21 protein-coding genes and 1 tRNA gene are annotated in these 25,953 nt (G+C 56.6%); 9 read left to right on the forward strand and 13 right to left on the reverse strand.

What is annotated here, in order from left to right:
* Positions 1-23 precede the first annotated feature (23 nt).
* From ACR3EP_RS05365 to iscR, 4 genes are all read right to left on the reverse strand, one after another.
* Positions 24-605, reverse strand: coding sequence for an FkbM family methyltransferase (locus ACR3EP_RS05365; protein ID WP_480636679.1), 582 nt, complete (start codon positions 603-605; stop codon positions 24-26).
* A gap of 235 nt (positions 606-840) precedes the next feature.
* Positions 841-2,361 carry a Fe-S cluster assembly protein SufB gene (gene sufB / locus ACR3EP_RS05370; RefSeq protein ID WP_480636681.1) on the reverse strand — a complete coding sequence of 507 codons (1,521 nt, stop codon included), beginning with the start codon at positions 2,359-2,361 and terminating at the stop codon, positions 841-843.
* Positions 2,362-2,379: 18 nt separating this feature from the next.
* Complete coding sequence (locus ACR3EP_RS05375) at positions 2,380-3,423, reverse strand: cysteine desulfurase family protein (RefSeq protein WP_480636683.1); 1,044 nt, start codon at positions 3,421-3,423, stop codon at positions 2,380-2,382.
* Positions 3,424-3,483: 60 nt separating this feature from the next.
* A complete protein-coding gene (iscR, locus tag ACR3EP_RS05380; protein ID WP_170348753.1) occupies positions 3,484-3,942 on the reverse strand; it encodes a Fe-S cluster assembly transcriptional regulator IscR in 459 nt (152 codons plus the stop codon).
* A 177-nt stretch (positions 3,943-4,119) separates the two neighbouring features.
* Between iscR and ACR3EP_RS05385 the strand changes: the two genes are divergently transcribed.
* The 6 genes from ACR3EP_RS05385 (at position 4,120) to ACR3EP_RS05410 (ending at position 10,521) form a co-directional block, all read left to right on the forward strand.
* On the forward strand, positions 4,120-4,773 hold the full coding sequence (locus ACR3EP_RS05385) for an alpha/beta hydrolase (protein ID WP_170348754.1): 654 nt from the start codon (positions 4,120-4,122) through the stop codon (positions 4,771-4,773).
* Positions 4,773-5,018, forward strand: a complete 246-nt coding sequence (locus ACR3EP_RS05390; RefSeq protein WP_170348755.1) for a hypothetical protein — start codon at positions 4,773-4,775, stop codon at positions 5,016-5,018. Before ACR3EP_RS05385 ends, ACR3EP_RS05390 begins: the two co-directional genes overlap by 1 nt.
* The gene (locus tag ACR3EP_RS05395) at positions 5,015-6,172 is read left to right on the forward strand and encodes an HD domain-containing protein (protein ID WP_170548965.1); all 1,158 of its coding nucleotides are present in this window, start codon (positions 5,015-5,017) and stop codon (positions 6,170-6,172) included. Before ACR3EP_RS05390 ends, ACR3EP_RS05395 begins: the two co-directional genes overlap by 4 nt.
* A gap of 391 nt (positions 6,173-6,563) precedes the next feature.
* Complete coding sequence (locus ACR3EP_RS05400; protein WP_226688434.1) at positions 6,564-6,899, forward strand: DMT family transporter; 336 nt, start codon at positions 6,564-6,566, stop codon at positions 6,897-6,899.
* A 76-nt stretch (positions 6,900-6,975) separates the two neighbouring features.
* A complete protein-coding gene (gene typA / locus ACR3EP_RS05405) occupies positions 6,976-8,793 on the forward strand; it encodes a translational GTPase TypA (protein ID WP_170394144.1) in 1,818 nt (605 codons plus the stop codon).
* A 459-nt stretch (positions 8,794-9,252) separates the two neighbouring features.
* On the forward strand, positions 9,253-10,521 hold the full coding sequence (locus tag ACR3EP_RS05410; RefSeq protein ID WP_480636686.1) for a hypothetical protein: 1,269 nt from the start codon (positions 9,253-9,255) through the stop codon (positions 10,519-10,521).
* A 136-nt stretch (positions 10,522-10,657) separates the two neighbouring features.
* Here ACR3EP_RS05410 and ACR3EP_RS05415 read toward each other — a convergent pair whose 3' ends face one another.
* From ACR3EP_RS05415 to recA, 4 genes are all read right to left on the reverse strand, one after another.
* The gene (locus ACR3EP_RS05415; RefSeq protein ID WP_425080612.1) at positions 10,658-11,281 is read right to left on the reverse strand and encodes a transglutaminase-like cysteine peptidase; all 624 of its coding nucleotides are present in this window, start codon (positions 11,279-11,281) and stop codon (positions 10,658-10,660) included.
* Between the two features lie 357 nt (positions 11,282-11,638).
* Entirely contained in the window at positions 11,639-11,926 is a 288-nt protein-coding gene (locus ACR3EP_RS05420) for a DUF1330 domain-containing protein (protein WP_170348761.1), read from the reverse strand.
* A 1-nt stretch (position 11,927) separates the two neighbouring features.
* Positions 11,928-14,600, reverse strand: a complete 2,673-nt coding sequence (gene alaS / locus ACR3EP_RS05425) for an alanine--tRNA ligase (protein ID WP_480636689.1) — start codon at positions 14,598-14,600, stop codon at positions 11,928-11,930.
* A gap of 180 nt (positions 14,601-14,780) precedes the next feature.
* Entirely contained in the window at positions 14,781-15,848 is a 1,068-nt protein-coding gene (gene recA / locus ACR3EP_RS05430) for a recombinase RecA (protein WP_170348763.1), read from the reverse strand.
* Positions 15,849-16,040: 192 nt separating this feature from the next.
* On the opposite strand from recA, the gene ACR3EP_RS05435 reads away from it, so the two are divergent.
* Positions 16,041-16,634, forward strand: coding sequence for a sulfotransferase family 2 domain-containing protein (locus ACR3EP_RS05435; protein WP_480636690.1), 594 nt, complete (start codon positions 16,041-16,043; stop codon positions 16,632-16,634).
* 5 nt (positions 16,635-16,639) lie between these two features.
* Here ACR3EP_RS05435 and ACR3EP_RS05440 read toward each other — a convergent pair whose 3' ends face one another.
* The 3 genes from ACR3EP_RS05440 to guaB form a co-directional block, all read right to left on the reverse strand.
* Positions 16,640-18,931 carry a hybrid sensor histidine kinase/response regulator gene (locus tag ACR3EP_RS05440; RefSeq protein WP_480636692.1) on the reverse strand — a complete coding sequence of 764 codons (2,292 nt, stop codon included), beginning with the start codon at positions 18,929-18,931 and terminating at the stop codon, positions 16,640-16,642.
* A 104-nt stretch (positions 18,932-19,035) separates the two neighbouring features.
* Positions 19,036-20,193: an RsmB/NOP family class I SAM-dependent RNA methyltransferase gene (locus ACR3EP_RS05445; RefSeq protein WP_226688428.1), complete on the reverse strand. Its 1,158-nt coding sequence runs from the start codon at positions 20,191-20,193 to the stop codon at positions 19,036-19,038.
* A gap of 95 nt (positions 20,194-20,288) precedes the next feature.
* The gene (gene guaB / locus ACR3EP_RS05450; RefSeq protein WP_480636694.1) at positions 20,289-21,737 is read right to left on the reverse strand and encodes an IMP dehydrogenase; all 1,449 of its coding nucleotides are present in this window, start codon (positions 21,735-21,737) and stop codon (positions 20,289-20,291) included.
* A 217-nt stretch (positions 21,738-21,954) separates the two neighbouring features.
* Here guaB and ACR3EP_RS05455 point away from each other — a divergent pair, with 217 nt between their 5' ends.
* Both ACR3EP_RS05455 and ACR3EP_RS05460 read left to right on the forward strand, forming a co-directional pair.
* Complete coding sequence (locus ACR3EP_RS05455) at positions 21,955-24,000, forward strand: ASKHA domain-containing protein (RefSeq protein ID WP_480636696.1); 2,046 nt, start codon at positions 21,955-21,957, stop codon at positions 23,998-24,000.
* A 24-nt stretch (positions 24,001-24,024) separates the two neighbouring features.
* Positions 24,025-24,882: a class I SAM-dependent methyltransferase gene (locus ACR3EP_RS05460; protein WP_480636698.1), complete on the forward strand. Its 858-nt coding sequence runs from the start codon at positions 24,025-24,027 to the stop codon at positions 24,880-24,882.
* 1 nt (position 24,883) lies between these two features.
* On the opposite strand, the gene ACR3EP_RS05465 is transcribed toward ACR3EP_RS05460, so the two are convergent.
* Positions 24,884-24,957, reverse strand: a tRNA-Gly gene (locus ACR3EP_RS05465).
* A gap of 65 nt (positions 24,958-25,022) precedes the next feature.
* A complete protein-coding gene (locus ACR3EP_RS05470) occupies positions 25,023-25,850 on the reverse strand; it encodes a polyphosphate kinase 2 family protein (protein WP_480636699.1) in 828 nt (275 codons plus the stop codon).
* Between the last annotated feature and the right edge of the window lie 103 nt (positions 25,851-25,953).

The following is a 25,953-nucleotide window of genomic DNA, read 5'->3' on the forward strand; positions in this document are numbered from 1 at the left end:
GAATTTTGGTTTCTACCTGATGGCTATGCAGACTTAGCGACCTTTGCCGGTCCCTCGCTGGGTTTGATCAGGAAGTTTTCGTTAACGCGGTAGCGCCTGAACTGGTCGACCACCTCATAACCATTGGTCGCGATCAGTTCGTGGAATTCGGTGGTATTCTTGTCATCCACTTCGACAAAAATCACAGGGCGATTTTGTCCCAAACTGGGTAAAAGACTTTCCAGAACGGCGATTTCCATACCTTCGACGTCAATTTTTATAAAGTCGAATGAGCGGTCTTTAACCAATTCTGCAGCCGGGACAACGGGAATAGACCCTTGTTGCTCAATCAGTTTACCCCCACCCAAATTCCTGGCGTTCCAAGACACACCAAGGTCCGAGCGTGCCTCGTTCGAAACACCGTACCCAACCCAGTTGAAATCAACCTTACTTTCCATCCCATTCAAGTGGAGGTTGCTAACCAAAATCTCGGCAGCCACAGGATTGGGTTCAACAGGAACTACTAGAGACGCGTGAAGGAACAGCGCCAAGTACAGGCTGTGGTTCCCGACATTTGCGCCGATATCCAAAAAACTGCCGCCAACAGGGAAGTGTTCTGAAATCATCCTAAGCTCTTCGACTTCGTAGAACGCACCCCCAAAGTGACATTTTTGTATCGTATCTTTTGGATTGATCACGGAAAAAAAGACTGTTCGGTCATGAACCCGAGCCCGAACCACCTGCCCTGCTGTAGCTCTAAAAACGCCAGAGCGTCTGGAGCTTCTAACCCATCTTTTGAAATCTGCAGCTGTTTCCACAAGGAATGACCTTTTAGAGTTGCCGATAGTCAAGCTCGACCGGTCAACCGACCGAGCCCTCCAATGAGATCGCAACAAGCTGCTGCGCTTCCATGGCAAATTCCATCGGCAATGCCTGCAGCACGTCCTTGCAGAACCCGTTGACGACCAAGGCCACGGCTTCTTCCTCGTCCATACCGCGCTGGCGGCAGTAGAACAGCTGATCGTCGTCCACTTTGGATGTCGTCGCTTCGTGTTCCACACGGCTCGAGTTGTTCTTGACCTCGATATACGGAACCGTATGTGCGCCGCATTTGTCACCGATCAGCAGGCTGTCACACTGCGTATAGTTCCGGCTGTCCTTCGCCTTGGGGTGCATCGAAACCAGCCCGCGATAGGTGTTCTGCGCCTTGCCCGCGCTGATGCCCTTGGACACGATGCGCGACTTTGTGTTCTTACCCAGGTGAATCATCTTGGTGCCGGTGTCGGCCTGCTGATAATTGTTGGCAATCGCGATCGAATAGAACTCACCCTGGCTTTCATTGCCACGCAGGATGCAGGACGGGTATTTCCAGGTCACGGCCGAGCCGGTTTCGACCTGCGTCCACATCACCTTGGACCGGTCGCCCCGGCAATCCGCCCGCTTGGTCACAAAGTTATAGATACCGCCCTTGCCGTTTTCATCACCGGGGAACCAGTTCTGAACGGTCGAGTATTTAACTTCAGCATCTTCTTCGACGATGATCTCAACCACAGCGGCATGCAACTGCGCGGTATCACGTTGCGGCGCGGTGCAGCCTTCCAGATAGGACACATATGATCCCTTATCGGCGATGATCAGCGTGCGTTCGAACTGACCAGTGTTTTCGGCGTTGATGCGGAAATAGGTGCTCAGCTCCATCGGGCAGCGAACACCCGGCGGGATGTAAACGAACGATCCGTCCGAGAATACGGCCGAGTTCAGCGTGGCATAGAAGTTGTCGGATACCGGAACCACAGTGCCCAAGTATTTCTTAACCAGTTCAGGGTGTTCCTTGATCGCCTCAGAGATCGAGCAGAAGATCACACCAGCCTTGGCAAGCTCATCCTTGAAGGTTGTACCAACAGAGACCGAGTCAAATACCGCGTCCACAGCGACCTTACGGCCTTCGGCGGGCGCATTCTCGGCGCCTTCGACGCCGGCCAAAATCATCTGTTCTTTCAGCGGAATGCCCAGCTTTTCATAGGTGGCCAGCAGTTTGGGGTCGACCTCGTCCAGCGATTTTGGCTTTTCTTCCATCGACTTGGGACGGGCATAGTAATACTGGTCCTGAAAGTCGATCGGCGGGTAATGTACCATCGCCCAGGTCGGCTCTTTCATCTTGGTCCAGCGTTCAAAGGCCGACAGACGCCATTCGGTCATCCATTCGGGCTCTTCGTTTTTGTCAGAGATCAGTCGAACGATATCCGGGTTCACACCTTTGGGCGCGTACTCCATTTCGATATCGGTATCCCAGCCGTATTTATAAGTGCCAGCCTCGCGCACCGCGTCCACGGTTTCCTGATCGACACCTTCTTTTACCTGGGTCTGGTCCAAAGCGGCCATTTCCTTCACTCCGTCAAGTCACGCGGCACGCGCGCGATGCTTTTTCTCTTTTTCCAGCCACGTTTCGGCGAAACGCAGCACATCTTCTTTCGTCGAAAAAGGTCCCAGCGAAACGCGTATTGCGCTGGCTGCCGTGACCTCATCATACCCCATTGCCGTGAGGACCGCGCTGGCGCGCACCTTGCCACTGGAACAGGCAGAACCCGCGCTGATGGCAAACCCCGCCAGGTCCATTTGCATGACCTGCGTTTCGCCTTTCCATCCCGGAGTGGCAAAACACAATGTGTTAGGCAGGCGATCCTGATCCTTCCCGACAAAAATAGTCAATTTAGAACCGGCCTCAAGGGCATTTTCTAGAATATTTCTAATTTCTTTGACCTGGTCCCAAACCCCATTGGCAAGATCCCGTGCAGCGGCTTCTGCTGCGGCCCCGAAGCCCGCGATTCCAATGACATTTTCGGTACCCGACCGGCGCCCCATTTCCTGACCACCGCCTTGAATTTGGGCAGGCAAATCCGTGCCGCGTTTCATCACAACAGCACCAACACCCTTGGGGCCACCCAATTTATGCGCTGAGATCAGCGCCATTTGGGCACCCAGCCAGTTGAAGGCCACCGGTAGTTTTCCAAAAGCTTGCGTCGCATCGGTTACAGCAAGCCCCGCAGGCAAAGCCTGCACGATACCGGTTTCCGAATTCGCCAGCTGCAAGGTCGATTGAGCAGGATCGGAGACTTGAACGCGGCCCGAGGCGTCCGCTGGCAAGTCTTCTGTAATCCAGGATCTTACCGCGTCATGCTCAACAGCAGATCCATGCAGGCCACGCCCGCGTAAGGTCAGCGCCGCCCCCTCGGTGGAACCCGACGTGAATACGATATCCGCCCCATCCGCACCAAAGGCCGCCGCGATTTGCGCCCGCGCCTTCTCGATCAAGGCCTTGGCGGCACGTCCCTCGGCATGCACCGAAGACGGGTTGCCGCAAACCTCCATCGCCGCGATCATCGCCTCTCTGGCCTCGGGGCGCAAAGGAGTCGTGGCATTATGATCCAGGTAAACACGACTCATGGAGTCACCTTTTCACGAATGCGAAGTGGTATCGCGTTTTCATAGACCAAGTGCATAATCTCACTCGTCCACCACTGCAAACAGGCTCGGAACCGCGGGACACGGGGCCAAATCGTTCCTGATTACGTCCGACAGTCGGGTTTGATGCAGAAAAACATAAACATGGGCGCTTAGCCCTTCCCACAAGCGGTTGCTTAGTGATTGCGCCCGGCTTCCTGATGACGCACCCGATGCCCCTGCGCCTTTTTGCAGCGCATCCACTGTTTCGTCGACCGCCGACAGAATCTCGACCACGCGAATTTCCGAAGGCGACCGCGACAACCGATACCCGCCACCCGGTCCGCGAACCGATGAGACCAGATCGGCTCGGCGTAGTTTCACGAACAATTGCTCAAGATAAGGCAGTGAGATGTCCTGCCGCTCAGAAATCTCACTCAGCGTTACAAGCGTATCTGTCGGTTGCAGGGCGATATCGGCCATAGCTACCATCGCGTAGCGACCCTTGGTCGAAAGCTTCATTCTCGTCCCCTTTTGGTCGATACCGCGCGAAAACATTGACGCCGCCGCTGCCAGTGCGTATCTCCGACGGGCAGCGCATTGCGCAATGCAAAATTATTAGAACCGTTCTAAGGTGCCCGACGATAACCGTCAAGTATATCCCGGCACCAAGAAGAAAAAGACAGGACCAAAGCACACATGCCCGAGGTGATTTTTCCCGGACCCGAAGGCCGCCTGGAAGGCCGCTACCACCCGCAAAAGGAAAAAGACGCACCGATCGCCATCGTGCTTCATCCGCATCCTCAATTTGGCGGGACCATGAACAACAAGGTGGTCTACAACCTGCATTACGCATTCTACAACATGGGCTTTACCGTTTTGCGGTTCAATTTCCGTGGCGTGGGTCGCAGCCAGGGTGAATACGACCAGGGTGTTGGTGAGTTGAGCGACGCAGCCTCGGCGCTGGATTACCTGCAGTCAATGAACAACAACTCGAAACACTGCTGGGTCGCGGGTTTCTCGTTTGGTGCATGGATCGGAATGCAGTTGTTGATGCGGCGCCCGGAAATCACCGGCTTTATCAGCGTGTCACCCCCTGCAAATATGTACGACTTTTCGTTCCTGGCACCCTGCCCGTCCTCGGGCCTGATCATCAACGGATCAGCCGACCGCGTGGCACCACCTGCGGACACAACCTCGCTGGTGAACAAGCTGCACGAACAAAAGGGAATCACCATCACCCATAACGAGGTTGATGGCGCCGATCACTTCTTCCAGGATCGTCACATGGATACTCTGATGACCGATGTCAGCGACTATGTGAAACGCCGCCTGACCGAGAACACACGCTGATGTCTGACACCATCACCACCCTGGCCGCCAAGCTGGCCGAGGACACAATGAAAGTGATGGATGAAACCGGCGACGACCGTTTCTTTGTCGAAGTGGGCGAACATCTGGGTGCGTCCTCGCAGACTTTGGAAGAAGCCTTCCTGACCGAAATTCGCGTGCGGTTGGCCGAGCGCAAAGCCCGCAAGTTCGTGATCCAGAGGCTCTCGGATCACCGCTCCAAATTGAAAGCGATCGAAAAACAATGACAAACAGACTGTCCGCGCAAATCGAATTTCTCAAACGCGTGGACAGGCTGAAATCGGTCGATCGCGCGAATTTTCTTCTGGATCAATCCCGCGCTGAAAACGCGGCAGAACACAGCTGGCAACTCGCGCTATGGGCGCTGGTTATGCAACCCTTGGCTGATGAAGGTGTCAGCATTGATCGGGTCATCCGCATGCTGTTGCTGCATGATTTGGTCGAAATCATTGTCGGCGATCATCCGATCCATCTGCAAACCGATTGGCAAGCGGTCGAACGGGCCGAGCAAGCCGCCGCGTCAGAATTGTTCGATCTTTTGCCCGAAGATCAGGCCGAGGCTTGTCTGAACCTGTGGCAAGAGTTCGAGGCCGATCAGACCCAAGACGCCAGATTCGCGAAATCCCTTGATCGCTGCCAGCCGATGTTTCAGGTCCTCTGCGCCGCGGCCCCGAGGGCGGATCACAAAGCTATTGTTCAGGACAATCTGAACGGCGGGCGGGCCGCTTATCTGAAGACCGAATTTCCAGACGCCTATACCGCAGCGCAATGCCTGCTGAACGGAGACACCCCTGCACAGACTTCATTCTCAGCTCGCCTTGGATTTCTTGCCGAAAGCGACCAACTGAAATCCGTCTACCGGGCTTCGCGCCTGCTCAGCGGTGAGCGGTTCGAGAATTCGGCCGAGCATTCATGGCACATCATGCTGTACGCTTGGATTCTGTCCGAATACGCAGCACCCGATGTGTCCATTGACCGCGTTTTACAAATGCTTCTGCTGCATGATGTTGTTGAGATCGACGCCGGGGATAACCCCATTCATGGTCATGTCGACCACGCGGCCCAAGAAGCCGAAGAGCAAGCCGCAGCAGAGCGCCTGTTCGGGATGCTACCGGATAATCAAAAGGCGACCTTTCTGTCTCTGTGGCATGAGTTCGAAGCAGCCGACAGTCCCGATGCCCGCTTTGCCAAGGCAGTTGACCGTTTTCAGGCACCAGTCGGAAACCTGGCAACGGGCGGCGGATCATGGGTGGATTATGATGTCAGTTATGCGCAGATCGAAACCCGTGTCGGCACTCCGGTCAAACGCGGCGCACCAGACTTGTGGGCGTGGCTGCAACCCCAGCTAGATGCCTACTTCGCTGCCACGGCAACCATGTAAGAAAAGAAAAAGAGGCGCAAAGGCCTCTTTTTCCCTTGTTTCGGCAGGCGCTCAAACCTGAAAACTATCTAACCGTTCAACAAACTTGGCCGCGTTTTTGTCGACGGACCCCCCGCCAGCAAGCCACCCAAGCACCACGATCAAAGCCGAAACAAAAACTATTATTCCTGCAAATTTAGTCATGCGATGTAACCTGGAAAACAAAAATCATTAAAAAACAACGCGTTTTTAACATAACCCAGGGTCAAAAAATAGTCAGGTTATCCATACTTCCCAAATGGCTAGTGTTTTTGCCTTAACGTCATTGCGCATGTCGAGAATCCGAAATTTTGCTTGCTCGCTTTGCCGTTTTCATGCTCAACCTCGCAAAACATTTGTCGAGACACCTACCGTGCCCAAAGCCTATCTGATCTTGTTGCTGGCGGTCATCGCAGAGACCATCGGCACAACGTCCCTGCAAGCCAGCCAACAGTTCAGTCGTTTCTGGCCCTCCGTTCTGGTGGTTGTCAGCTATGGCATTGCTTTTTACCTGCTGGGCCTGACGCTAAGATACATGCCGGTCGGAATTGTTTATGCGATCTGGTCCGGGCTTGGCATCTTTCTGATCGCGATCATCGGCTTCATTGTTTTCGGGCAAAGGCTGGACTGGCCAGCCGTCATTGGGTTGATCATGATTTTGGCCGGAATCCTGATCATTCACCTGTTTTCCAAGACGGCCGGCCACTGATCGCCGGTTAGGGCTGGCCTATTTGGTCAAACCACGCTATGCGCGCGGCAACTTCCCGTTCAAAGGCTGACCTCTCATGGACCTGCGCAATATCGCAATCATCGCTCACGTGGACCACGGCAAGACGACCCTGGTGGATGAGCTGCTCAAACAATCCGGCGCGTTCCGGGAAAACCAAGCTGTGGCTGAACGCGCCATGGACAGCAACGATCTTGAACGCGAGCGTGGCATCACCATCCTGGCCAAAGCCACCTCGGTCGAGTGGAAGGGCACGCGCATCAACATCGTCGACACCCCCGGCCACGCCGATTTTGGTGGCGAAGTTGAGCGGATTCTCAGCATGGTCGATGGCGTTGTATTGCTGGTCGATGCCGCCGAAGGCCCGATGCCACAGACCAAGTTTGTGACCTCCAAGGCGCTTGCGCTGGGACTGCGCCCGATCGTCGTTTTGAACAAGGTCGACAAGCCCGACGCCGAACCCGACCGCGCGCTGGACGAATGTTTCGACCTGTTCGCCAACCTTGGCGCTGATGATGACCAACTGGACTTCCCGGCAATGTACGCATCGGGCCGTTCGGGCTGGGCAGATATGGAACTGGACGGACCGCGCAAGGACCTGACCGCGCTGTTCGACCTGATCGTTGATCACGTCCCTGCCCCGCAACAGGCCGAACGCAAGGATGAACCGTTCCGCATGCTGGCGACCACGCTGGGCAGTGATCCCTTCATCGGCCGTATCCTGACCGGCCGCGTGGAAAGCGGCACGCTGAAAGCCGGCGACAGCCTCAAGGCGCTGTCCCGCGATGGCACCCAGATCGAAAACTTCCGCGCGTCGAAAATCCTGGCGTTTCGTGGCCTCGCGCAACAACCCATCGACGTGGCCGAAGCTGGGGACATCGTTACCATTGCAGGGATGAGCAAGGCCACGGTGGCGGACTCGTTGGTATCCCCGCAGGTCGAAGAAGCCCTGCCCGCCCAGCCCATCGATCCACCGACCATCACTGTGACCTTTGGCATTAACGATTCCCCTCTGGCAGGTCGTGACGGCAAAAAGGTCCAATCCCGCGTTATTCGTGACCGACTGATGAAAGAGGCCGAATCCAACGTCGCCATCCGCATCACCGATACCCCCGGCGGCGAGGCGTTTGAGGTCGCGGGTCGTGGCGAATTGCAAATGGGCGTTCTGATCGAGAATATGCGCCGCGAAGGGTTCGAACTCAGCATTTCGCGCCCGCAGGTTCTGTTCCGTGAGGAAGAAGGCCAGCGTCTGGAACCTATCGAAGAAGTCACTATCGACGTCGATGACGAGTTTTCGGGCTCGGTGATCGAAAAGATCACCGGTGCACGCAAAGGTGAATTGGCCGAAATGCGCCCCGCCGGTGCAGGCAAAACCCGGATCATCGCACACGTCCCTTCACGCGGGTTGATCGGGTATCATGGCGAGTTCCTGACAGACACACGTGGCACCGGCGTTCTGAACCGCGTGTTCCACGGCTGGGCCGCGCACAAGGGCCCGATCCCGGGCCGTCGCGCAGGCGTTCTGATCTCGATGGAGAAGGGTCAGGCCGTGGCTTATGCCCTGTGGAACTTGGAAGAGCGTGGCCGCATGTTCGTTGCCCCACAAACCGACGTTTACCAGGGCATGGTTATCGGTGAGCATTCGCGCGACAATGATCTGGAAGTAAACCCTCTCAAGGGTAAAAAGCTGACCAACGTTCGCGCAAGCGGATCTGACGATGCCGTACGGCTTACGCCCCACGTTCAGTTCTCGCTGGAAGAGGCGATTGCTTATATCGATGATGATGAATTGGTTGAGGTCACCCCAAACGCTGTTCGTCTACGCAAACGCTTCCTGGACCCGCATGAACGCAAGCGTATGGCGAAGTCTGCTTGAGTCTCCCTTAAGTATAGTTGCCACAATTGCAACAATGCCACACATCTGACAAATTTGTGCGCGCATGAACTGCGCAAATATACGAAAAGCCCGCCGTTTTGGCGGGCTTTCTCTTTGTTTTAAGTGTATTTTTTTCGCGTAAAATTTGTTCCTAATATTAATTCAAATTAAACACCTCTTGTAAATGTGACCCAAAATAGGTGTAATTGTGGTTGAAGTATGGCACAATTGATGTACCAAAACGTAAAGCACAAACTGTAGTGCAATAGTGTTAGTAACGAGTTCTGAAGGAGCGGCGCCATGCGCGTGAAATCCCATTTATTATCTTTTGTATTTGTCTCAGCAACATTACCGTTCATCACCGCCAGCGCGGCGCAGGCGGAAAGATGCAACATCAAAACAGCCCGACAATCGGTATCGACAGAAACGTTGTGCGGCTGCTCAGTCGTCGATACGCGCATGTTGCGCTATATCCAACGCCGAGCTGATTTCGAGGACATTCTGGCCCGTACACTTGATAGTTGTCCGGCTTTTGCGGCTGTCCTGACTGATTTGCCAACGGCGTCCACGGCTGCATCTGATCGCGATAGTGACAGCGACACCTTTGGCGCTTCAGGCAACGGTGATAACGGCGGCGGCAGCAGTGACGACGGCGGCGGCAACAATGGCGGCGGCGGCGGTGGTGGCGGCAATAACGGCGGCGGCGGCGGTGGCGGCGGCGGCAATAACGGCGGCGGCGGCGGTGGCGGCGGCGGCAATAACGGCGGCGGCGGCAATAATGGCGGCGGTGGCAATTCCGGTAACGGCAACGGCGGCAACAATGGCGGCGGTGGCAATTCCGGCAACGGCAACGGCGGCAACAATGGCGGCGGTGGCAATTCCGGCAACGGCAACGGCGGCAACAATGGCGGCGGCGGCAATTCCGGTAACGGCAACGGCGGCAACAATGGCGGCGGCGGCAATTCCGGTAACGGCAACGGCGGCAACAATGGCGGCGGTGGCAATTCCGGTAACGGCAACGGCGGCAACAATGGCGGCGGTGGCAATTCCGGTAACGGCAACGGCGGCAACAATGGCGGCGGTGGCAATTCCGGTAACGGCAACGGCGGCAACAATGGCGGCGGTGGCAATTCCGGTAACGGCAACGGCGGCAACAATGGCGGCGGTGGCAATTCCGGCAACGGCAACGGCGGCAACAATGGCGGCGGTGGCAATTCCGGCAACGGCAACGGCGGCAACAATGGCGGCGGTGGCAATTCCGGTAACGGCAACGGCGGCAACAACGGCGGCGGTGGCAATTCCGGTAACGGCAACGGCGGCAATAACGGTGGCCCGGGCAATGGAAACGGGAACGCCGGAAACAGCGGTAATGGCGGCGGCAACAACGGTGGCTCAGGACCGGGCACCGGCAATGGCGGCAGCAATAATGGCCAAGGCGGCGGTAGCGGCAATGGCGGTGGCGGTTCCGGGAACGGCGGCAGCAATGGCGGCGGCACCGATGGCGGTAACGGAAACGGCGGCAATAACGGTGGCCCGGGCAATGGGAACGGGAACGCCGGAAACAGCGGTAATGGCGGCGGCAACAACGGTGGCTCAGGACCGGGCACCGGCAATGGCGGCAGCAACAACGGACAAGGTGGCGGCGGCGGCGGCAACGGTAATGGCGGCAGCACAGGCGGCGCTTCTGGTGGAAACGCTGGCGGCCCCGGCAGTGGTGGAACGTTTTAACCGAACAGCTGCATCTGACTTGCGTCCTTAGATTCGGATTGAATAGTCAGACCAAGCTAAAACCTATGGAATGCACAAAGGGCGACCTCCGGGCAGCCCTTTTTTCCCTCAAGCCTGAGGGGGAATGGAAAAAGTCTCAGCTACGACCGTAAACGCCGACCCAACCGCTGGGTTTCCTGGGGTTTTGCATGCGAAGGAACAGATATTGCGTGGCGGCCCACGGTTTGATCTGATTGGTTAGGTTATCCAAAACCAAATCCCCGGCTGCCGAGCGATAGACAAGCACGGCATGTGAATTGCGCCTTGCATCTAACACAGTCGCGATCAGCAATTTACTAGGATCAACCCCGGCCCGAATTAAATCGCGTTTCTTAAGCAGCGCAAAATCTTCGCAATCTCCCCCACGAGAGGTCGGCAAGGCCCATCGTTCCGCAGTTCGATATTGCGACCGATCCGTTACCGCGCGTGTCGTAGCATTCACCTGACGATTTACGCGTTGAATAATCTGCATCTCTTTCTGGCTGGACATGGACACAGTTGCTTTGGTCGAACACGCCCATCTGTATTGACGGCACAATTGCCGAGCGCCTGACGGCGGCGGCGACACGGCTGCAATCTGGATAAAGCGTCCCTCGGTTGCTTGTGCATCGGTGCCAACACCCAAAGTTCCTAACGCCAATGCAGATACAGCAACCAGTCGACCAATTGATGAGATCAACCGTGCAGATACATCTCTGAGTTCATTGCTCAACAGCTTCATGCCTGTTCCTCGACCATTATTCATCCTCGCAATTGCGGACAAACAGGACCGTAGATCGTTTAGCTTAACTATCAGTAGACGGGGTCGTTTGCGCAATCTGAGGTGAAGTTGCAAGGAAAAAGAGGCGGAAATTCGTTCCGCATTTTGACCATTTCAGGCAAGAATTGTGAGGGCTCGGCCACAATCCAAAAGTTACGTAAGGTTAACTTAGCGCAAGTTATTGAAGGCAAATAACTGTAATATATAGAAATATTGCGATGTCAAAAAAGCCAGACGACTCATCAAGTTGCCTGGCTTATCCATTGGCCAAATTCCGCTTACACAACCAGAAGTTGGCCAATCTTTGGCGGTCGAGCTTTATTCAGTGGTCTCGACAATCAACAATTCACGTTCACTAGCCCCGCGTGCATGGTCCAGCGCCTGTTGATATTCGGGTGAATTGTAGCATTCCACTGCGGCCTCGACCGAGGGGAAACGGGCAACAACATTGCGTGGGCGCTCTTTCCCTTCAAGCTGCACATACCGTCCAGCACGTGCGATGAACGAGCCCCCGTGCTTAGCAAGCGCCGGTCCTGCCAGTTCAGCATATTTGCCATAGGCCTCGTTGTCTGTCACGGTCACGTGGGCAATCCAAAGTGCCGGCATTTTATCCTCCCAAAACTTGTTCTGCGGCTTTGATTGCCGCTTCTGAATTTGACGCATCCCGGCCACCGCCCTGCGCCATGTCCGGGCGTCCGCCGCCACCCTTGCCACCCAGTTCGACCACTGCAGCCCGTACCAAATCAACGGCTGAAACCTTGTCGGTCAGGTCCGATGTTACACCAGCAGCCACGGCAGCCTTGCCACCGGCATCCGCAATCAACAGCACCGCGCCCGAGCCCAGACGGCTTTTGTGTTCGTCAATCAATGCAGGTAGATCCTTGCCGGAAACTCCGCTCAGCGCCTGCGCCAGGAAAGGCACACCGTTCACGTCACGTGCTTCGGCTCCGCCGCCCTGCCCTGCACCACCGGCCATCGCCAGATCACGGCGCAACTGAGCAACCTCGTTTTGCAAAGCTTTGCGTTCATCCAGCAGAGACTTGACCCGGGTGACCACATCATCCGGCTGCGCTTTCAATTCCGAAGCAATCTGACCCAGCCGCTGATCTTGTGCGGACAGATGCCGGAATGCCTCATCCCCGGTTAGCGCCTCGATCCGGCGCACACCGGCACTGCTGGCACTGTCACCCAGTACAACAAACGTGCCGATATCACCGGTCTGACGCACATGCGTGCCGCCACACAGTTCGATGGACCATGTATCACCGTCATGACCCTTGCCTGTCTGAGCTTTACCCATCGACACAACCCGGACTTCGTCACCGTACTTCTCACCAAACAGCGCCTGCGCACCCAGTTCGCGCGCATCGTCGGGCGTCATGATTCTAGTTTCAACGGTCGAGTTCTGGCGAATGAATTCATTCACCTCACGTTCAATCTTTTGAATCTCATCAGGGCTAAGCGCCTTGGAATGGCTGAAATCGAAACGCAGCCGATCTGATGCATTCAGCGAACCGCGCTGTGCCACGTGATCACCCAGCGTTTCGCGGAGCGCCTCGTGCAGCAAGTGCGTGGCCGAATGGTTGGCCCGGATCGCTGTTCGACGGGCATGATCAACCTCAAGCTCAACAGCATCGCCCTTCGACAAAGTACCCTGACTTACCGTGACCCGATGCGCATAAACCTTACCTTCTGCAAACTTGCGCGTGTCTTCGACCTGCGCCACGTCTTGCAGGTTCTCAAGACGCCGAATTTCCCCGGTGTCACCAACCTGACCACCAGCTTCGCCATAGAATGGCGTCTGGTTCACGACAACCCATCCCGAGCCGCCCTTTTCAATCTTGTCAACCAACGCACCGTCAACAACCAGAGCAGCCACCTGACCTTCGGCCTTTTCGGTGTCATAGCCCAGGAAATCCGTTGCTCCGGCTGCATCCAGCACATCAAACCAAACGGCCTGATCCGCGGACTCGCCCGATCCGGCCCAAGCGGCGCGGGCCTTGGCTTTTTGCTCGGCCATGGCCGCATCGAACCCGTCCGTATCCACAGTCCGGCCTTTTTCACGCAATGCATCTTGCGTTAAATCCAGTGGGAAACCGTAAGTGTCATACAGCTTGAACGCCGCTTCACCAGACAATGCACTGCCTTCAGGCAGGCCAGAGACCTCATCATCCAACAGCTTCAGACCGCGATCCAGCGTCTGTTTAAAGCGGGTTTCTTCCAGCAGCAGCGTCTCTTCGATCAGAGCTTGCGCCTGACCAAGCTCGGTATATTGCGCGCCCATCAGTTGCACCAGCGCGGGCACCAACCGGTGCATGACCGGGTCTTTCGCGCCCAGCAAATGCGCGTGACGCATGGCGCGGCGCATGATCCGCCGCAGAACGTAGCCTCGTCCGTCATTCGACGGCATCACACCATCTGCGATCAGGAACGACGTCGAACGCAGGTGATCTGCAATCACCCGGTGATGCACGTTCTGATCACCATAAGGGTCAACACCTGTGGCGTCCGCCGACGCCTCGATCAGGGTTTTGAACAGGTCCGTGTCATAGTTGTCATGGCTTCCTTGCAGCAGCGCCCCAATCCGCTCCAGCCCCATGCCGGTGTCGATCGACTGCATGTCGAGTTCGACCATCGAGCCGTCTTCGAACTGCTCGTTCTGCATGAAAACGATGTTCCAGATTTCAATGAACCGGTCGCCGTCTTCCTCGGCCGATCCGGGAGGGCCACCCCATATGTGATCGCCATGATCATAGAAAATCTCGGTACACGGACCGCACGGGCCGGTGGGGCCCATCTGCCAGAAGTTGTCATTGGTGGCGATACGGATGATCCGGTCTTCTGGCACACCAACCTTCTTCCAGATCTCAAACGCCTCATCATCGGTGTGATAGACAGTGGTCAGCAGGCGGTTCTTGTCGACACCGAATTCCTTAGTGATCAACTCCCAGGCAAACGGGATTGCCTCGGGTTTGAAATAATCACCGAACGAGAAATTCCCCAGCATTTCAAAGAACGTGTGGTGCCGTGCGGTATAGCCCACATTGTCCAGATCGTTGTGCTTGCCGCCCGCGCGCACACATTTCTGAGCGGTGGTCGCACGCTGATAGTCACGGGTTTCCACACCGGTAAACAGGTTTTTGAACTGCACCATCCCCGAGTTCACGAACATCAGCGTCGGGTCGTTGCGCGGGACCAGAGGGCTGGACGGCACCACTTCGTGCCCCTGCTTGTCAAAGTAGTTCAGAAAGGTTGATCGGATATCATTCAGCGTGGGCATAAGGCTCTCTCGGCGCGCAATCATATTGTGTCAAAACGGGTTTATCCCTGTCCCTGCGGATAGTCCACAGCGTTGGACTCGCAGAACGAAACAAGGCGACCCCAATGGACCGCCTTGTTTCGGATTTTCTAAGCACTGGCTGTGTGACGCGGAATTTTTTCCGTTCCCGTCAGCGAGCGTTTATGCCTCGAGGATATCATCATCCTCAGTCGCGCCGGGCGGCATTTCGAAATCCAGACCGTGTGCTGCGCGAATCTTGTCTTCAATCTCAAGCGCGGCGCGGCTGTTGTCGCGCAGGTATTGCTTGGCATTCTCTCGCCCCTGCCCGATCCGTTCGTCGCCATAGCTGAACCACGAGCCCGATTTTTCGACCACGCCGGCCTTGACGCCCAGATCCAGCAGTTCGCCCATCTTGCTGATGCCTTCGCCATACATGATGTCAAATTCCACCTGCTTGAAGGGCGGCGCCACCTTGTTCTTGACCACTTTGACGCGGGTCTGGTTGCCCACAACCTCATCACGATCCTTGATGGCGCCGATACGGCGGATGTCCAAGCGGACCGAGCTGTAGAATTTCAGAGCGTTACCACCGGTCGTGGTTTCCGGGCTGCCGAACATCACGCCGATTTTCATCCGAATCTGGTTGATGAAGATTACCATGCAGTTCGAGCGGCTGATCGAACCGGTCAGTTTGCGCATCGCCTGGCTCATCAAACGGGCCTGAACGCCGACATTGCTGTCGCCCATGTCGCCTTCCAACTCGGATTTCGGCGTCAAAGCCGCAACAGAGTCGACGACAACCATGTTCACCGCACCCGAGCGCACCAACGTATCGGTAATCTCTAGCGCCTGTTCGCCGGTGTCGGGCTGTGAGATCAGCAACTCATCCAGATCGACGCCCAGCTTGCGCGCATATTGCGGGTCCAGCGCATGTTCCGCGTCAACAAAAGCGCAAACACCACCACGCTTTTGCTGTTCGGCAATGCAGTGCAATGTCAGCGTCGTCTTACCAGAGCTTTCTGGCCCGTAAATTTCAACGATCCGGCCCATCGGTAGGCCGCCAATCCCCAGAGCAATATCCAGACCCAGAGAGCCGGTCGAGCTGGCCTCGATGTCCTGCTTGGAATCCTCGCCCAGCTTCATGATCGAGCCCTTGCCGAACTGGCGTTCGATCTGGGCCAGCGCGCTGTCGAGCGCCTTTTGCTTGTCTGCGTTTTTCTTGTCGCTCATCGTCAGAAGATCCGCCATTGTCCTGTCGCCTTCCCTTTTGTCACACCCTTGAACGGGCGGCAATCGCTGCTTTGTTCGCCTCTTGTTCCTTATGGGACCAAAAAGAGAACATTTCAACTAAAACTTACAATACTTACTGTTGGGCAATTGTGTTAAAGAGTCGTTTACGCCAATCTGCACCCGTAACAGAGATCGGCAAAAGGCAAATAAATGCTTGTTTTCTATAAGGAACGCCTTGCGTTTCTGGCTGTTCCAAAGACCGGCAGCACGGCCTATCACTCAGCCCTGCGCGAGCGCGCCGATTTTGTCGTAACGGGTCCACCGGATCTGAAACACGCTCCTGTGCGTCGCTATGACCGCTTTTTTCAGAACATTTTTCGGAAAATGTACGAAACCGAAATGGAGATCATGGCCGTCGTTCGCGAACCGATCGACTGGCTGGGCAGTTGGTACCGTTTCCGCAGCCGCAATGACCGGGTCGGGCATCCACATTCAACTCGTGACATATCCTTTGACGATTTTGTGCAGGCCTATATGAAATCTCCGCGCCCCGATTTCGCGGATGTGGGCAGCCAAAGTCAGTTTTTCCGCACCCGAAGCAACGGTTTTGGTGCAAGCCATGTCTTCAAATACGAAAATCAGGATAAGATTTTGAACTTCCTTCAGGATCGTCTGAACATGCAGATTAACCTGCAGCAGGAAAATGTCTCACCCCGACGTGAGCTTGCCCTGTCACCTGAAACCGAGCGAAAATTTCGAAAACGCCACGACGCCGAGTTCATATGCCACGACGCTGCACTTTGATTTGGTCAGTTAATCTGTTGAAACACCGCTTCGGTCAGCTCATTCAATGAGAATGGTTTCGGCAAGAAGGCCGAATGCGCGATTTCCGGCCCGGAATCGCCAAAGGCTCCTTCGGTATAGCCAGACATGAAGATCACCCGTACATCCGGACGCGTTTTCATCGCCTGACGCACCCAGGTTGGCCCATCCATCCCGGGCATGACCACATCGGTGACAAAAACATCGACATTCAACGCCCCGTCCTCAAGCAAGCGCAGTGCCTCTTCTGCCGACCCGGCCTCAAGAACGGTATAGCCCTTCAACCTTAATGCGCGTGTTGCAAAGGCACGCACCGGGGCCTCGTCTTCAACCAACAGCACAACACCCTCACCTTGCCGAGCGCTTTGCGTTTCGACTGGGGGCAACGCCTCTTGCTGGACTTCCTGAGGCGCGGCCGACACCGGAAGGTAGACGATGAATTCGGTTCCATGCCCGGGAAGGCTGTCGACAAAAATGAACCCGCCCGTTTGCTTGACGATTCCATAGACCGTGGACAAGCCCAACCCCGTACCTTCGCCAGTGCGCTTGGTCGTAAAGAACGGCTCAAATACCTTTTGCAGCTTGTCTGCCGGGATACCAGTGCCGCTGTCGATTACCTTGACGGTCACGTATTCCCCCGGCTGAACCGTGGCACGGTCGCGTGTGAAGGGTTGGCTCAGCACGACCACCTCGGTCTCAATCCGAATCTCGCCGCCATCTGGCATGGCGTCGCGCGCGTTCACAACTAGGTTCATCAGCACCTGCTCTAGCTGTCTTTTGTCCGCCCGGACGGGTTTCAGAACCGGATCATGGCTGAGTATCAGACGCACTTTTTCGCCCACTAACCGGTTCAGCAGGTGGATCAGATCCGAGATCGTATCGCGCAGGTCCAGCACCTCGGGCTGCAAGGTTTGTTTGCGCGAAAACGCCAGCAGCTGACTGACCAGAGCCGCAGCCCTGTTGGCATTCTGGTTGATCTGAACCAGATCGCCGTAGTTCGGGTCATTTTGGTCGTGCCGCAAAAGCAGCAGGTCGCAATGTCCGGAAATTGCTGTCAGCAAATTGTTGAAATCATGGGCAACGCCACCGGCCAACTGGCCCACCGCCTGCATTTTCTGCCCCTGCACGAACTGTGCCTCAAGCGTTTTGAGTTCAGTAGCGTCATTCAACACCGCAATCAGGCAGACCTGCCCGTTGTTCACCACACGGTTTAAGGTGACCTGAACAAAAATCTCTTTGTCCTTGCGGGTCAGACGCAGAAACTCGGACCGCATCGTGGGTTCTTGTGCGGCGGTCCGCCCCAACCAATCCAAGATTGGATGCCCCAGCCCTTGCATGATCTGATCGACATTGGTTTCGTCGGGCTCGATATCACCGATCAACTTTACCGCCAGCCGGTTCGCCTCGAGAATACGACCATCGGGGGCAAGGCGCATGATCGGCACTGGCAAATCGGCAAAGGATGTACCACTGCTGGCTTGCCGGTCCTGCGCCACAGGCAACACAAGCAGGTTTCGCACAGTGCCGGACCAGCCGAGTTCGCATACAATGGCTGAAACCGCACCCCTTGTTGTCTGAACCTGTACAATTTCACCCTGCGTAAGAGAATCGCTCGTGAGCACTTCGTTCAGCGCGTCCGGCCTCTGCCCCAGCATATGCGCCGCTGCATCATTCACCCGCAGCAAAGTGCCGTTGCGCCCCTCGGTCAGGACCGGGATGTTGACCTCGTCCCACTGTCCTGGCGTATCCAGATGAAAACGCCAGCAAAACCGACCCTGACCAACATTGAACACTGAAACCGGGATCGTTGACCCAACGGTCACAATGTCTTCGCGGGCTTTGCCATAAATTTCAGCCGATGACTGCAGTCGAAGCAAAATAGCCGGGGGGTTCGCGAACGGGGATTTCAGGCATTGCTCTAACCGACTGCCCGGAAAGGCCTGAAACTGCGCGCGTGCCTCGGGGTTGGCGGCCAGAATTTCGCCTTGGGCATTCGCAATCACGCAGGGAAACAGATCTTGCTCTGCAAAAACGGCCATGGTTTTCACCGCCTGCTGCGCCAAATAGTCCGTGATCTTCCCCCGAAGAACCACCAGAAACGAAGCGGCCAGAAGAGATACGCCCGCAACCATGAAGCCTGTATGCCAAACGTCGGGCAACAGCCCTAAAACCGGCGTCAGGCTTAGAAGCGCACCGATGACAACCAAAGAGGCAAGTCGCAGGCCGGATGGGGTTTTGTGGTCAGACGGATCGGCGAATACTTCCGTAGTGTCAGTCATAAACAACTCAAGTCGATGGGCTTTGGCGTAGTCAGCCCAAATAAGGTTAATGTCCGATTAAGCGAAACCGGATACTCTCCCTAAAGTTGCTATGCCCTGACGCACTATCGCGTCAAGTGTGCAGTGAAGAAACCATCAGCTCCGTGCGAAACAAACCACGTTTTGCGAAATTCCTCGGACCACTCTGGATTGGCGCGCAGAAAGGAGGCGACGACAGCGCCGTTTTCGTCCTCCAACATAGAACACGTCGCATAGGCCAAGACACCGCCCGGCGCGACCATTGTCGATAACTTATCCAGAATGTTCGATTGAATTCCGGTAAGCTCCTGCAAGCGACTTTCGGTTAGTGCCCACTTGCCCGCAGGCGCACGTCGCCACGACCCGCTGCCCGAACATGGCGCATCCGCGAGAATGACATCAAACGGCTTTTGCTGTTCGAGTTTATCCGTGGACACGATCTGAATCCGCACCCCCGCACGTTCCGCGCGCGCAGGCAGGTCGCGCATCCGGCCTGCGTTTACATCATGGGCAAACACCTCGACCCCCTGATGCGCGGCCAGGGCCAACGACTTACCACCCCCACCTGCGCAATAGTCCAGAACCCGCATCCCCGGGCGCAGATTCAAAGCGGCCACAACGGCCTGACTGGCGGCATCCTGAAGTTCGACCAACCCCATTGCATAGGTCCGGCTTTGGGCGATCTTGCGCGCGCCTTGGGTCACTTCCAAGGCTGTTTCGCAAGTTGGATGCGGGGCGGCTGTTATGTCTTCAGCCGCTAGCGATTTGCTTGCGAAAGCTACATCCGTTTTGACCAGATTAACCCGCAGATGCACCGGCGCGCGGTGTTGCAGCGCCCGCGCGACGGCAACTGCCTGATCTCCCAGTGAGGACTGAAATCTGGGCCAGAGCCATTCGGGAATGTCCAAAGACTCGGCATCCGAATGAAAATCACGCCTGACCTCACACTCAGATAAAACCGCGGGCGCGTGACGGGCGCCTGTGAACAAATCCTCCGGCCGTTCGCCAGAGGCGCGAAGCGCACCGATCATCAAACCTCGGCCAGTGTCAGCACCACCCAGCGCCGCATAGGACCGCTGACACCGCAACGCATCAAACACATGATCACGAACCGCAGCACGATCCTTGGACCCGGCAAACCGGCTGCGTCGCGCCCAGTTGGTCAGAGACTTCTCGACGGGCATACCCGACAGAATCTGGTCAAGAATTTCAATCGATGCCTGAATACGAGCGGCCGGGGTCATAGTGTTTTCCGATGCTGTTGTCTTGGCGCGTAAAGATGCGCTGAAAATGCAAAACGGCGCCCTGATCCGGACGCCGCATTACGCATTGGATACAATTACATCACCCGGTAGTTCGGGCTTTCACGGGTGATCTGCACGTCATGCACGTGGCTTTCTTTCAGGCCTGCACCAGTGATTTTGACGAAATTGCAGTTCTTGCGCATTTCTTCAACTGTCGCACAACCGGTATAGCCCATCGCCGCGCGCAAACCGCCAACCAATTGGTGGACCACCGCGCTGGCCGACCCTTTGTAAGGCACCTGCCCTTCGATCCCTTCGGGCACCAGTTTGTCGTTGGCCGCATCCTTCTGGAAATACCGATCTGCCGAGCCGCGCGCCATCGCGCCCAGGCTACCCATGCCGCGATAGGATTTGAATGAACGGCCCTGATACAGGATCACTTCTCCCGGGCTTTCATCGGTGCCCGCGATCATCGAGCCGACCATCGCACAGGATGCGCCCGCCGCAATCGCCTTGGCGAAATCGCCCGAGAATTTGATGCCACCATCCGCAATCACCGGAACATCTCCGGCGGCCGAAGCGCAATCCATGATCGCTGTCAGCTGAGGCACCCCGACCCCGGCAACCATCCGCGTGGTACAGATCGACCCCGGCCCAATGCCAACCTTGATCGCATCCGCGCCTGCGTCGATCAGCGCCTTGGTCGCATCACCCGTGGCGACGTTACCGGCAATGATCTGAACCTCATTCGACAGCGTCTTGACCCGTTTCACCGCGTCCAGAACGCCTTGGGAATGACCATGCGCGGTATCGACCACGATGATGTCGACACCGGAATCCACCAGTTGCTCAGACCGTTCAAACCCGGCATCCCCGACCGAGGTCGCCGCAGCCACACGCAAACGGCCCAGGCGGTCCTTGCAGGCCGTTGGATTCAGCACCGCTTGTTCGGTGTCCTTCAACGTCAGCAGGCCGGTCAGCTTGCCCTCGCCATCGACCACCAGCAGCTTTTCGATCCGACGGGCTCGCATCAGGCTTTTGGCCTCTTCCAGATCAGCGGGCTCTTTCAGCATCGCCAGATTGTCCGAGGTCATCATCGCCTTGATCGGCGTATCATCCGAGGTCGCAAAACGCATGTCACGGTTTGTCACGATACCAACGACGCGACCTTGGTCATCAATCACCGGAAAACCGGTAAAGTTGTAACGCTGCACCAGCGCCTGCGCATCTGCCAGCGTCTGATCCGCGCGCAGGGTCACTGGGTTATACACAATGCCGGACTCAAACCGCTTGACCCGCCGCACTTCGCGGGCCTGTTCTTCGGTTGTCAGGTTCTTATGAATAACGCCAATGCCACCGGCCTGCGCCATGGCAATGGCCATGCGCGCCTCAGTCACCGTGTCCATGGCCGAGCTGAGCAGCGGGATGTTCATGGTAATCTCACGGGTCACGCGCGTGGTCGTGTCCGCCGTCGCAGGCAGCACCGTCGATGCCCCCGGAACCAAGAGTACGTCGTCAAAGGTAAGTGCCTCACGAATCTGCATCTGCTAACCTCATGCAAAAGCCCGTTTGGCGGTGACCCTATTACATGGATTCATCCCAAGGAAAAGCCCCTGACCTAAACTAGTTTTCCCCCGCAAGCCGCTACCACAGTAAAAAACGACGTTCATTATCCAAAACGTGCCGCGGAATGCCCTTTCCCTTTGCGCACAAACCCATATCTTGCCGGCAAACGCGCGAATACAAAAAGGCAGGCCAGATATGACCACCGATCCCCTTGTTGTCTTTACCCCCTCGGGCAAACGCGGGCATTTCCCCGTCGGCACCCCGGTTCTGACCGCTGCCCGGCAGTTGGGCGTCGACCTGGATTCGGTCTGTGGCGGGCGCGGGATCTGTTCGAAATGCCAGATCACGCCCAGCTATGGAGAGTTTCCCAAGCACGGCGTGACTGTATCCGACGACGCGCTGAGCGAATGGAACGCGGTCGAACAGCGTTACGACGACAAGCGCGGGTTGAAAACCGGTCGCCGCCTGGGTTGTCAGGCGACGGTTCAGGGCGACATCGTGATCGACGTACCACCTGAAAGCCAGGTACACCGGCAGGTCGTCCGCAAGGCTGCCACCGCGCGCGCCATCACCATGGACCCGGCAACCCGGCTGTATTTTGTGGTAGTGGAAGAGCCCGATATGCACTCACCCACCGGCGATCTGGAGCGGCTGGAGCGTGCCTTGCGCGAACAGTGGCACATCGATGCCGTCACAGCCGATCTGTCGCTGATGTCCAAGCTGCAGCCGGTTCTGCGCAAAGGTAAATGGGAAGTTACCGTTGCTGTTCACAAAGGGCACAAGGATTCGGTCGCGAAGGTCGTTGAAATCTGGCCCGGCCTCCATGAAAGCGGGTTGTATGGGCTGGCTATTGACCTTGGCTCAACCACCATTGCCGCCCACCTGACCGATCTGGAAACAGGTGAGGTCAAGGCATCATCGGGCCTGATGAATCCACAGATCCGCTTTGGCGAAGATCTGATGAGCCGCGTGTCATATTCGATGATGAACCCCGGCGGCAATCAGGAAATGACAAAAGCCGTGCGCGAGGCGATCAATGACCTGTCCACCTCGATTGCGGATGAAGCTGGGATTGATGCCGACCTGATCGTCGAAACCGTATTCGTCTGCAACCCGGTCATGCACCATCTACTGCTGGGGCTGGACCCGGTTGAACTTGGTCAGGCGCCGTTTGCTCTGGCCACGTCGGAAAGCATGTCTCTGCCCGCGCGTGAGATGGACCTGACGAAAATGAACCCACGCGCGCAGGTCTATATCCTGCCCTGCATCGCGGGTCATGTCGGCGCCGACTGTGCCGCCGTTGCCCTGTCCGAGGAGCCCGGAAAATCCGAAGACCTCGTTCTGATCGTCGATGTCGGCACCAACGCCGAAATTCTGCTGGGCAACACCAGCCGCGTTCTGGCTTGTTCGTCGCCCACGGGTCCTGCATTCGAAGGCGCGCAGATCAGTTCCGGCCAAAGGGCCGCCCCCGGAGCCATTGAAAGGATCGAAATCGACCCCGTTACCAAGGAACCCCGCTTCCGCATTATTGGTTCCGAGAAATGGTCTGACGAAGATGGATTTGATCAGGACGTTGCCACCACCGGTATCACCGGCATCTGTGGTTCGGGCATCATCGAGGCGGTCGCTGAAATGCGCATCGCCGGGTTGCTGGATGAAAGCGGTCTAATCGGGTCGGCCGAGCAAACTGGCACCACGCGCTGCGTGCCCGAAGGCCGCACCCATGCCTACCTGATCCATGACGCCAGCGCCGAGGGCGGCCCGCGCATAACCGTGACCCAAGGCGATATCCGTGCCATCCAGCTGGCCAAATCCGCGCTTTATGCCGGTGCGCGCCTACTGATGGATGTCATGGAGGTCGATAAAGTGGATCGCGTGGTACTGGCCGGAGCTTTCGGTGCGCATATTTCGACCAAACACGCGATGGTTTTGGGCATGATCCCCGACGCGCCGCTGGACAAAGTCTCAAGCGCGGGCAATGCGGCGGGCACAGGTGCGCGGATTGCCCTGTGCAATATTGCCGCCCGGTCCGAGATCGAGCGCGTCGTTCGCGAAATTACCAAGGTCGAAACCGCGATTGAGTCCAAATTCCAGGACCATTTCGTCGCCGCAAACGCCATCCCGCACAAAACCGATCCGTTCCCGGAACTTGCGCAGGTGGTCACTCTGCCCTCACCGTCGTTCAACTCGGGTGGCGGGGCCGAGGAAAAGTCTGGTCGTCGTCGCCGTCGCCGGTCATAGTCGCGTCACCTGAGGGAAGCGATCATGCAAGCTGCGAACGAAGAACAGGCCGAGTTCTGGAGCAATTCTCCCTCTGGCGCCAATTGGCTCACCTTTGAAGAGCAGATGGATGAGATGTTGGCCCCGGTTCTTGATCTGGTCCTAGACCGAGCCGGGCTGCAACCCGGCATGCGGGTGCTGGATATCGGCTGCGGCACCGGTGCAAGCAGCGTCAGAGCGGCAGAGTCCGTAGGCGAAAGCGGTCACGTACTGGCGGCGGACTTCTCACAACCATTTCTGGACCGCGCGGGGCAACGGGCCATCGAAAAAGGGTTGTTAAACATTGACCTCCAACATGCCGATGCTCAGACCCACCGGTTTGTTGAGGCAGACCGCGACGCAATGATCTCGCGTTTTGGGGTGATGTTTTTTGAAGACACGGTCGCTGCCTTTGCCAACATGAAACGTGCGTTGAAGCCGGGTGGTCAGATGACCTTTGCCGCCTGGGGACCATTAGACGGAAATCCCTGGTTCAAGACGCCGCATATCATCGCATGTGCCCGACTGGGCAACCCACCTGTAATGGATCGAAACGCCCCCGGCCCATTGGCCTTTCATGACCACGAACGGGTCTCTGGCCTACTGGACCAGGCTGGCCTGACCGATATTCGTGTCGAACAAGTACCTGTCTTACTGCGCATTCGCGGAACGATCGAGGATTGCGCAACCTTGTGTACACGTATCGGTCCGGCGGCCCGTCTGATCGTCTATTTTGAAGGGGATGCCGAGGACGTATTGAATATCCAGCAAGGAATTACAAAGGCATTTCAACCGTATGCGTCTGAAAACACGGTCGAAATCCCGGCTTTGATCAACCTGTTTCAGGCGCGAAAATCTGAGTAATTGGAGCGGGTAGCGGGAATCGAACCCGCGCGTTCAGCTTGGGAAGCTGACAGGCTACCATTACATCATACCCGCCGCGTGGCGCTGAATAGCACCGGCGATTGATTAACCGCAAGCGTCTTTCCATCTCAGCTCCCATCTTACTCGGTCCGGGCACGCAGGTCGTCGATCAGGGATTGATCCACATCCAGCGCCTCGCATGCCGCATCCAGCGTGCGCTGATCCAGATGCTGCGGGTTCAGGTCGATATCTTTCGAAAACGCGTCAACAATTGCCTGCATTGCTTTGATTCTTGCATATTTCTTGTTGTTGGCAGGGATCACATACCATGGCGCGACATCGGTTGAGGTACGGGCCAACATTTCATCTACGGCAACTTCTGCTTCGGCCCATCGTTCGCGGTTGCGAAAGTCCTCATAGGTCAGTTTCCACCGCTTCATCGGGTTGCGTAGGCGTTCGGTGAACCGCTCCATCTGTTCTTGCTGAGAAATGTGAAAGAACAGCTTTACGATGCGGGTACCGTCATCCACCAGCATGCGTTCGAAATCGTTGATCTCGCGATAGGCTCCGCGCCAGCGCTCTTCCGGGGTGAACTTCTCGATCCGTTCGACCAGCACCCGGCCATACCAACTGCGATCAAAAGCAGAGATCGCGCCTTGAGGTGGCAACCTCTCCCAAAACCGCAATAGGTAGTGACGGTTCAGATAATAGTTCCGGGGCGCCCCAATCGGCCACACTTTGAAACTGCGCGGATCCAGAGCCTGACTGATCCGTCGGATCGTGCCGCCCTTGCCTGCCGCATCCCATCCTTCAAAGACCAGCACGCCCTTGGTTCCGTGAAACAGAAAAGCCTGTTGGATCAGCGCCAACTGCGCCTGCAACTCGGCCAATTTCTTGAAATACCTCTGCTTGCCCAATTTCAGGTTCAAGTCCGCGTCGGCGAGCTTTGGGGGGTGATGTCGGGTCATGATTGCGCTGGTCCTTCGTCATCTGTCCCAGTCAGTCTGACCCGCCACCCTCGCCTTAGCCTTGATTGGTATCAAGAACGAAAAAGGCTGGGCGCGAGGCCCA

Source organism: Ruegeria sp. BB10 (genome assembly GCF_056535725.1).

What these genes read in the sequence shown, in the direction of transcription:
- ACR3EP_RS05365 (WP_480636679.1), bottom strand. Translation starts at nt 605, where the DNA reads ATGATTTCAGAACACTTCCCTGTTGGCGGCAGTTTTTTGGATATCGGC.
- sufB (WP_480636681.1), bottom strand. Translation starts at nt 2,361, where the DNA reads ATGGCCGCTTTGGACCAGACCCAGGTAAAAGAAGGTGTCGATCAGGAA.
- ACR3EP_RS05375 (WP_480636683.1), bottom strand. Translation starts at nt 3,423, where the DNA reads ATGAGTCGTGTTTACCTGGATCATAATGCCACGACTCCTTTGCGCCCC.
- iscR (WP_170348753.1), bottom strand. Translation starts at nt 3,942, where the DNA reads ATGAAGCTTTCGACCAAGGGTCGCTACGCGATGGTAGCTATGGCCGAT.
- ACR3EP_RS05385 (WP_170348754.1), top strand. Translation starts at nt 4,120, where the DNA reads ATGCCCGAGGTGATTTTTCCCGGACCCGAAGGCCGCCTGGAAGGCCGC.
- ACR3EP_RS05390 (WP_170348755.1), top strand. Translation starts at nt 4,773, where the DNA reads ATGTCTGACACCATCACCACCCTGGCCGCCAAGCTGGCCGAGGACACA.
- ACR3EP_RS05395 (WP_170548965.1), top strand. Translation starts at nt 5,015, where the DNA reads ATGACAAACAGACTGTCCGCGCAAATCGAATTTCTCAAACGCGTGGAC.
- typA (WP_170394144.1), top strand. Translation starts at nt 6,976, where the DNA reads ATGGACCTGCGCAATATCGCAATCATCGCTCACGTGGACCACGGCAAG.
- ACR3EP_RS05410 (WP_480636686.1), top strand. Translation starts at nt 9,253, where the DNA reads ATGTTGCGCTATATCCAACGCCGAGCTGATTTCGAGGACATTCTGGCC.
- ACR3EP_RS05415 (WP_425080612.1), bottom strand. Translation starts at nt 11,281, where the DNA reads ATGAAGCTGTTGAGCAATGAACTCAGAGATGTATCTGCACGGTTGATC.
- ACR3EP_RS05420 (WP_170348761.1), bottom strand. Translation starts at nt 11,926, where the DNA reads ATGCCGGCACTTTGGATTGCCCACGTGACCGTGACAGACAACGAGGCC.
- alaS (WP_480636689.1), bottom strand. Translation starts at nt 14,600, where the DNA reads ATGCCCACGCTGAATGATATCCGATCAACCTTTCTGAACTACTTTGAC.
- recA (WP_170348763.1), bottom strand. Translation starts at nt 15,848, where the DNA reads ATGGCGGATCTTCTGACGATGAGCGACAAGAAAAACGCAGACAAGCAA.
- ACR3EP_RS05435 (WP_480636690.1), top strand. Translation starts at nt 16,041, where the DNA reads ATGCTTGTTTTCTATAAGGAACGCCTTGCGTTTCTGGCTGTTCCAAAG.
- ACR3EP_RS05440 (WP_480636692.1), bottom strand. Translation starts at nt 18,931, where the DNA reads ATGACTGACACTACGGAAGTATTCGCCGATCCGTCTGACCACAAAACC.
- ACR3EP_RS05445 (WP_226688428.1), bottom strand. Translation starts at nt 20,193, where the DNA reads ATGACCCCGGCCGCTCGTATTCAGGCATCGATTGAAATTCTTGACCAG.
- guaB (WP_480636694.1), bottom strand. Translation starts at nt 21,737, where the DNA reads ATGCAGATTCGTGAGGCACTTACCTTTGACGACGTACTCTTGGTTCCG.
- ACR3EP_RS05455 (WP_480636696.1), top strand. Translation starts at nt 21,955, where the DNA reads ATGACCACCGATCCCCTTGTTGTCTTTACCCCCTCGGGCAAACGCGGG.
- ACR3EP_RS05460 (WP_480636698.1), top strand. Translation starts at nt 24,025, where the DNA reads ATGCAAGCTGCGAACGAAGAACAGGCCGAGTTCTGGAGCAATTCTCCC.
- ACR3EP_RS05470 (WP_480636699.1), bottom strand. Translation starts at nt 25,850, where the DNA reads ATGACCCGACATCACCCCCCAAAGCTCGCCGACGCGGACTTGAACCTG.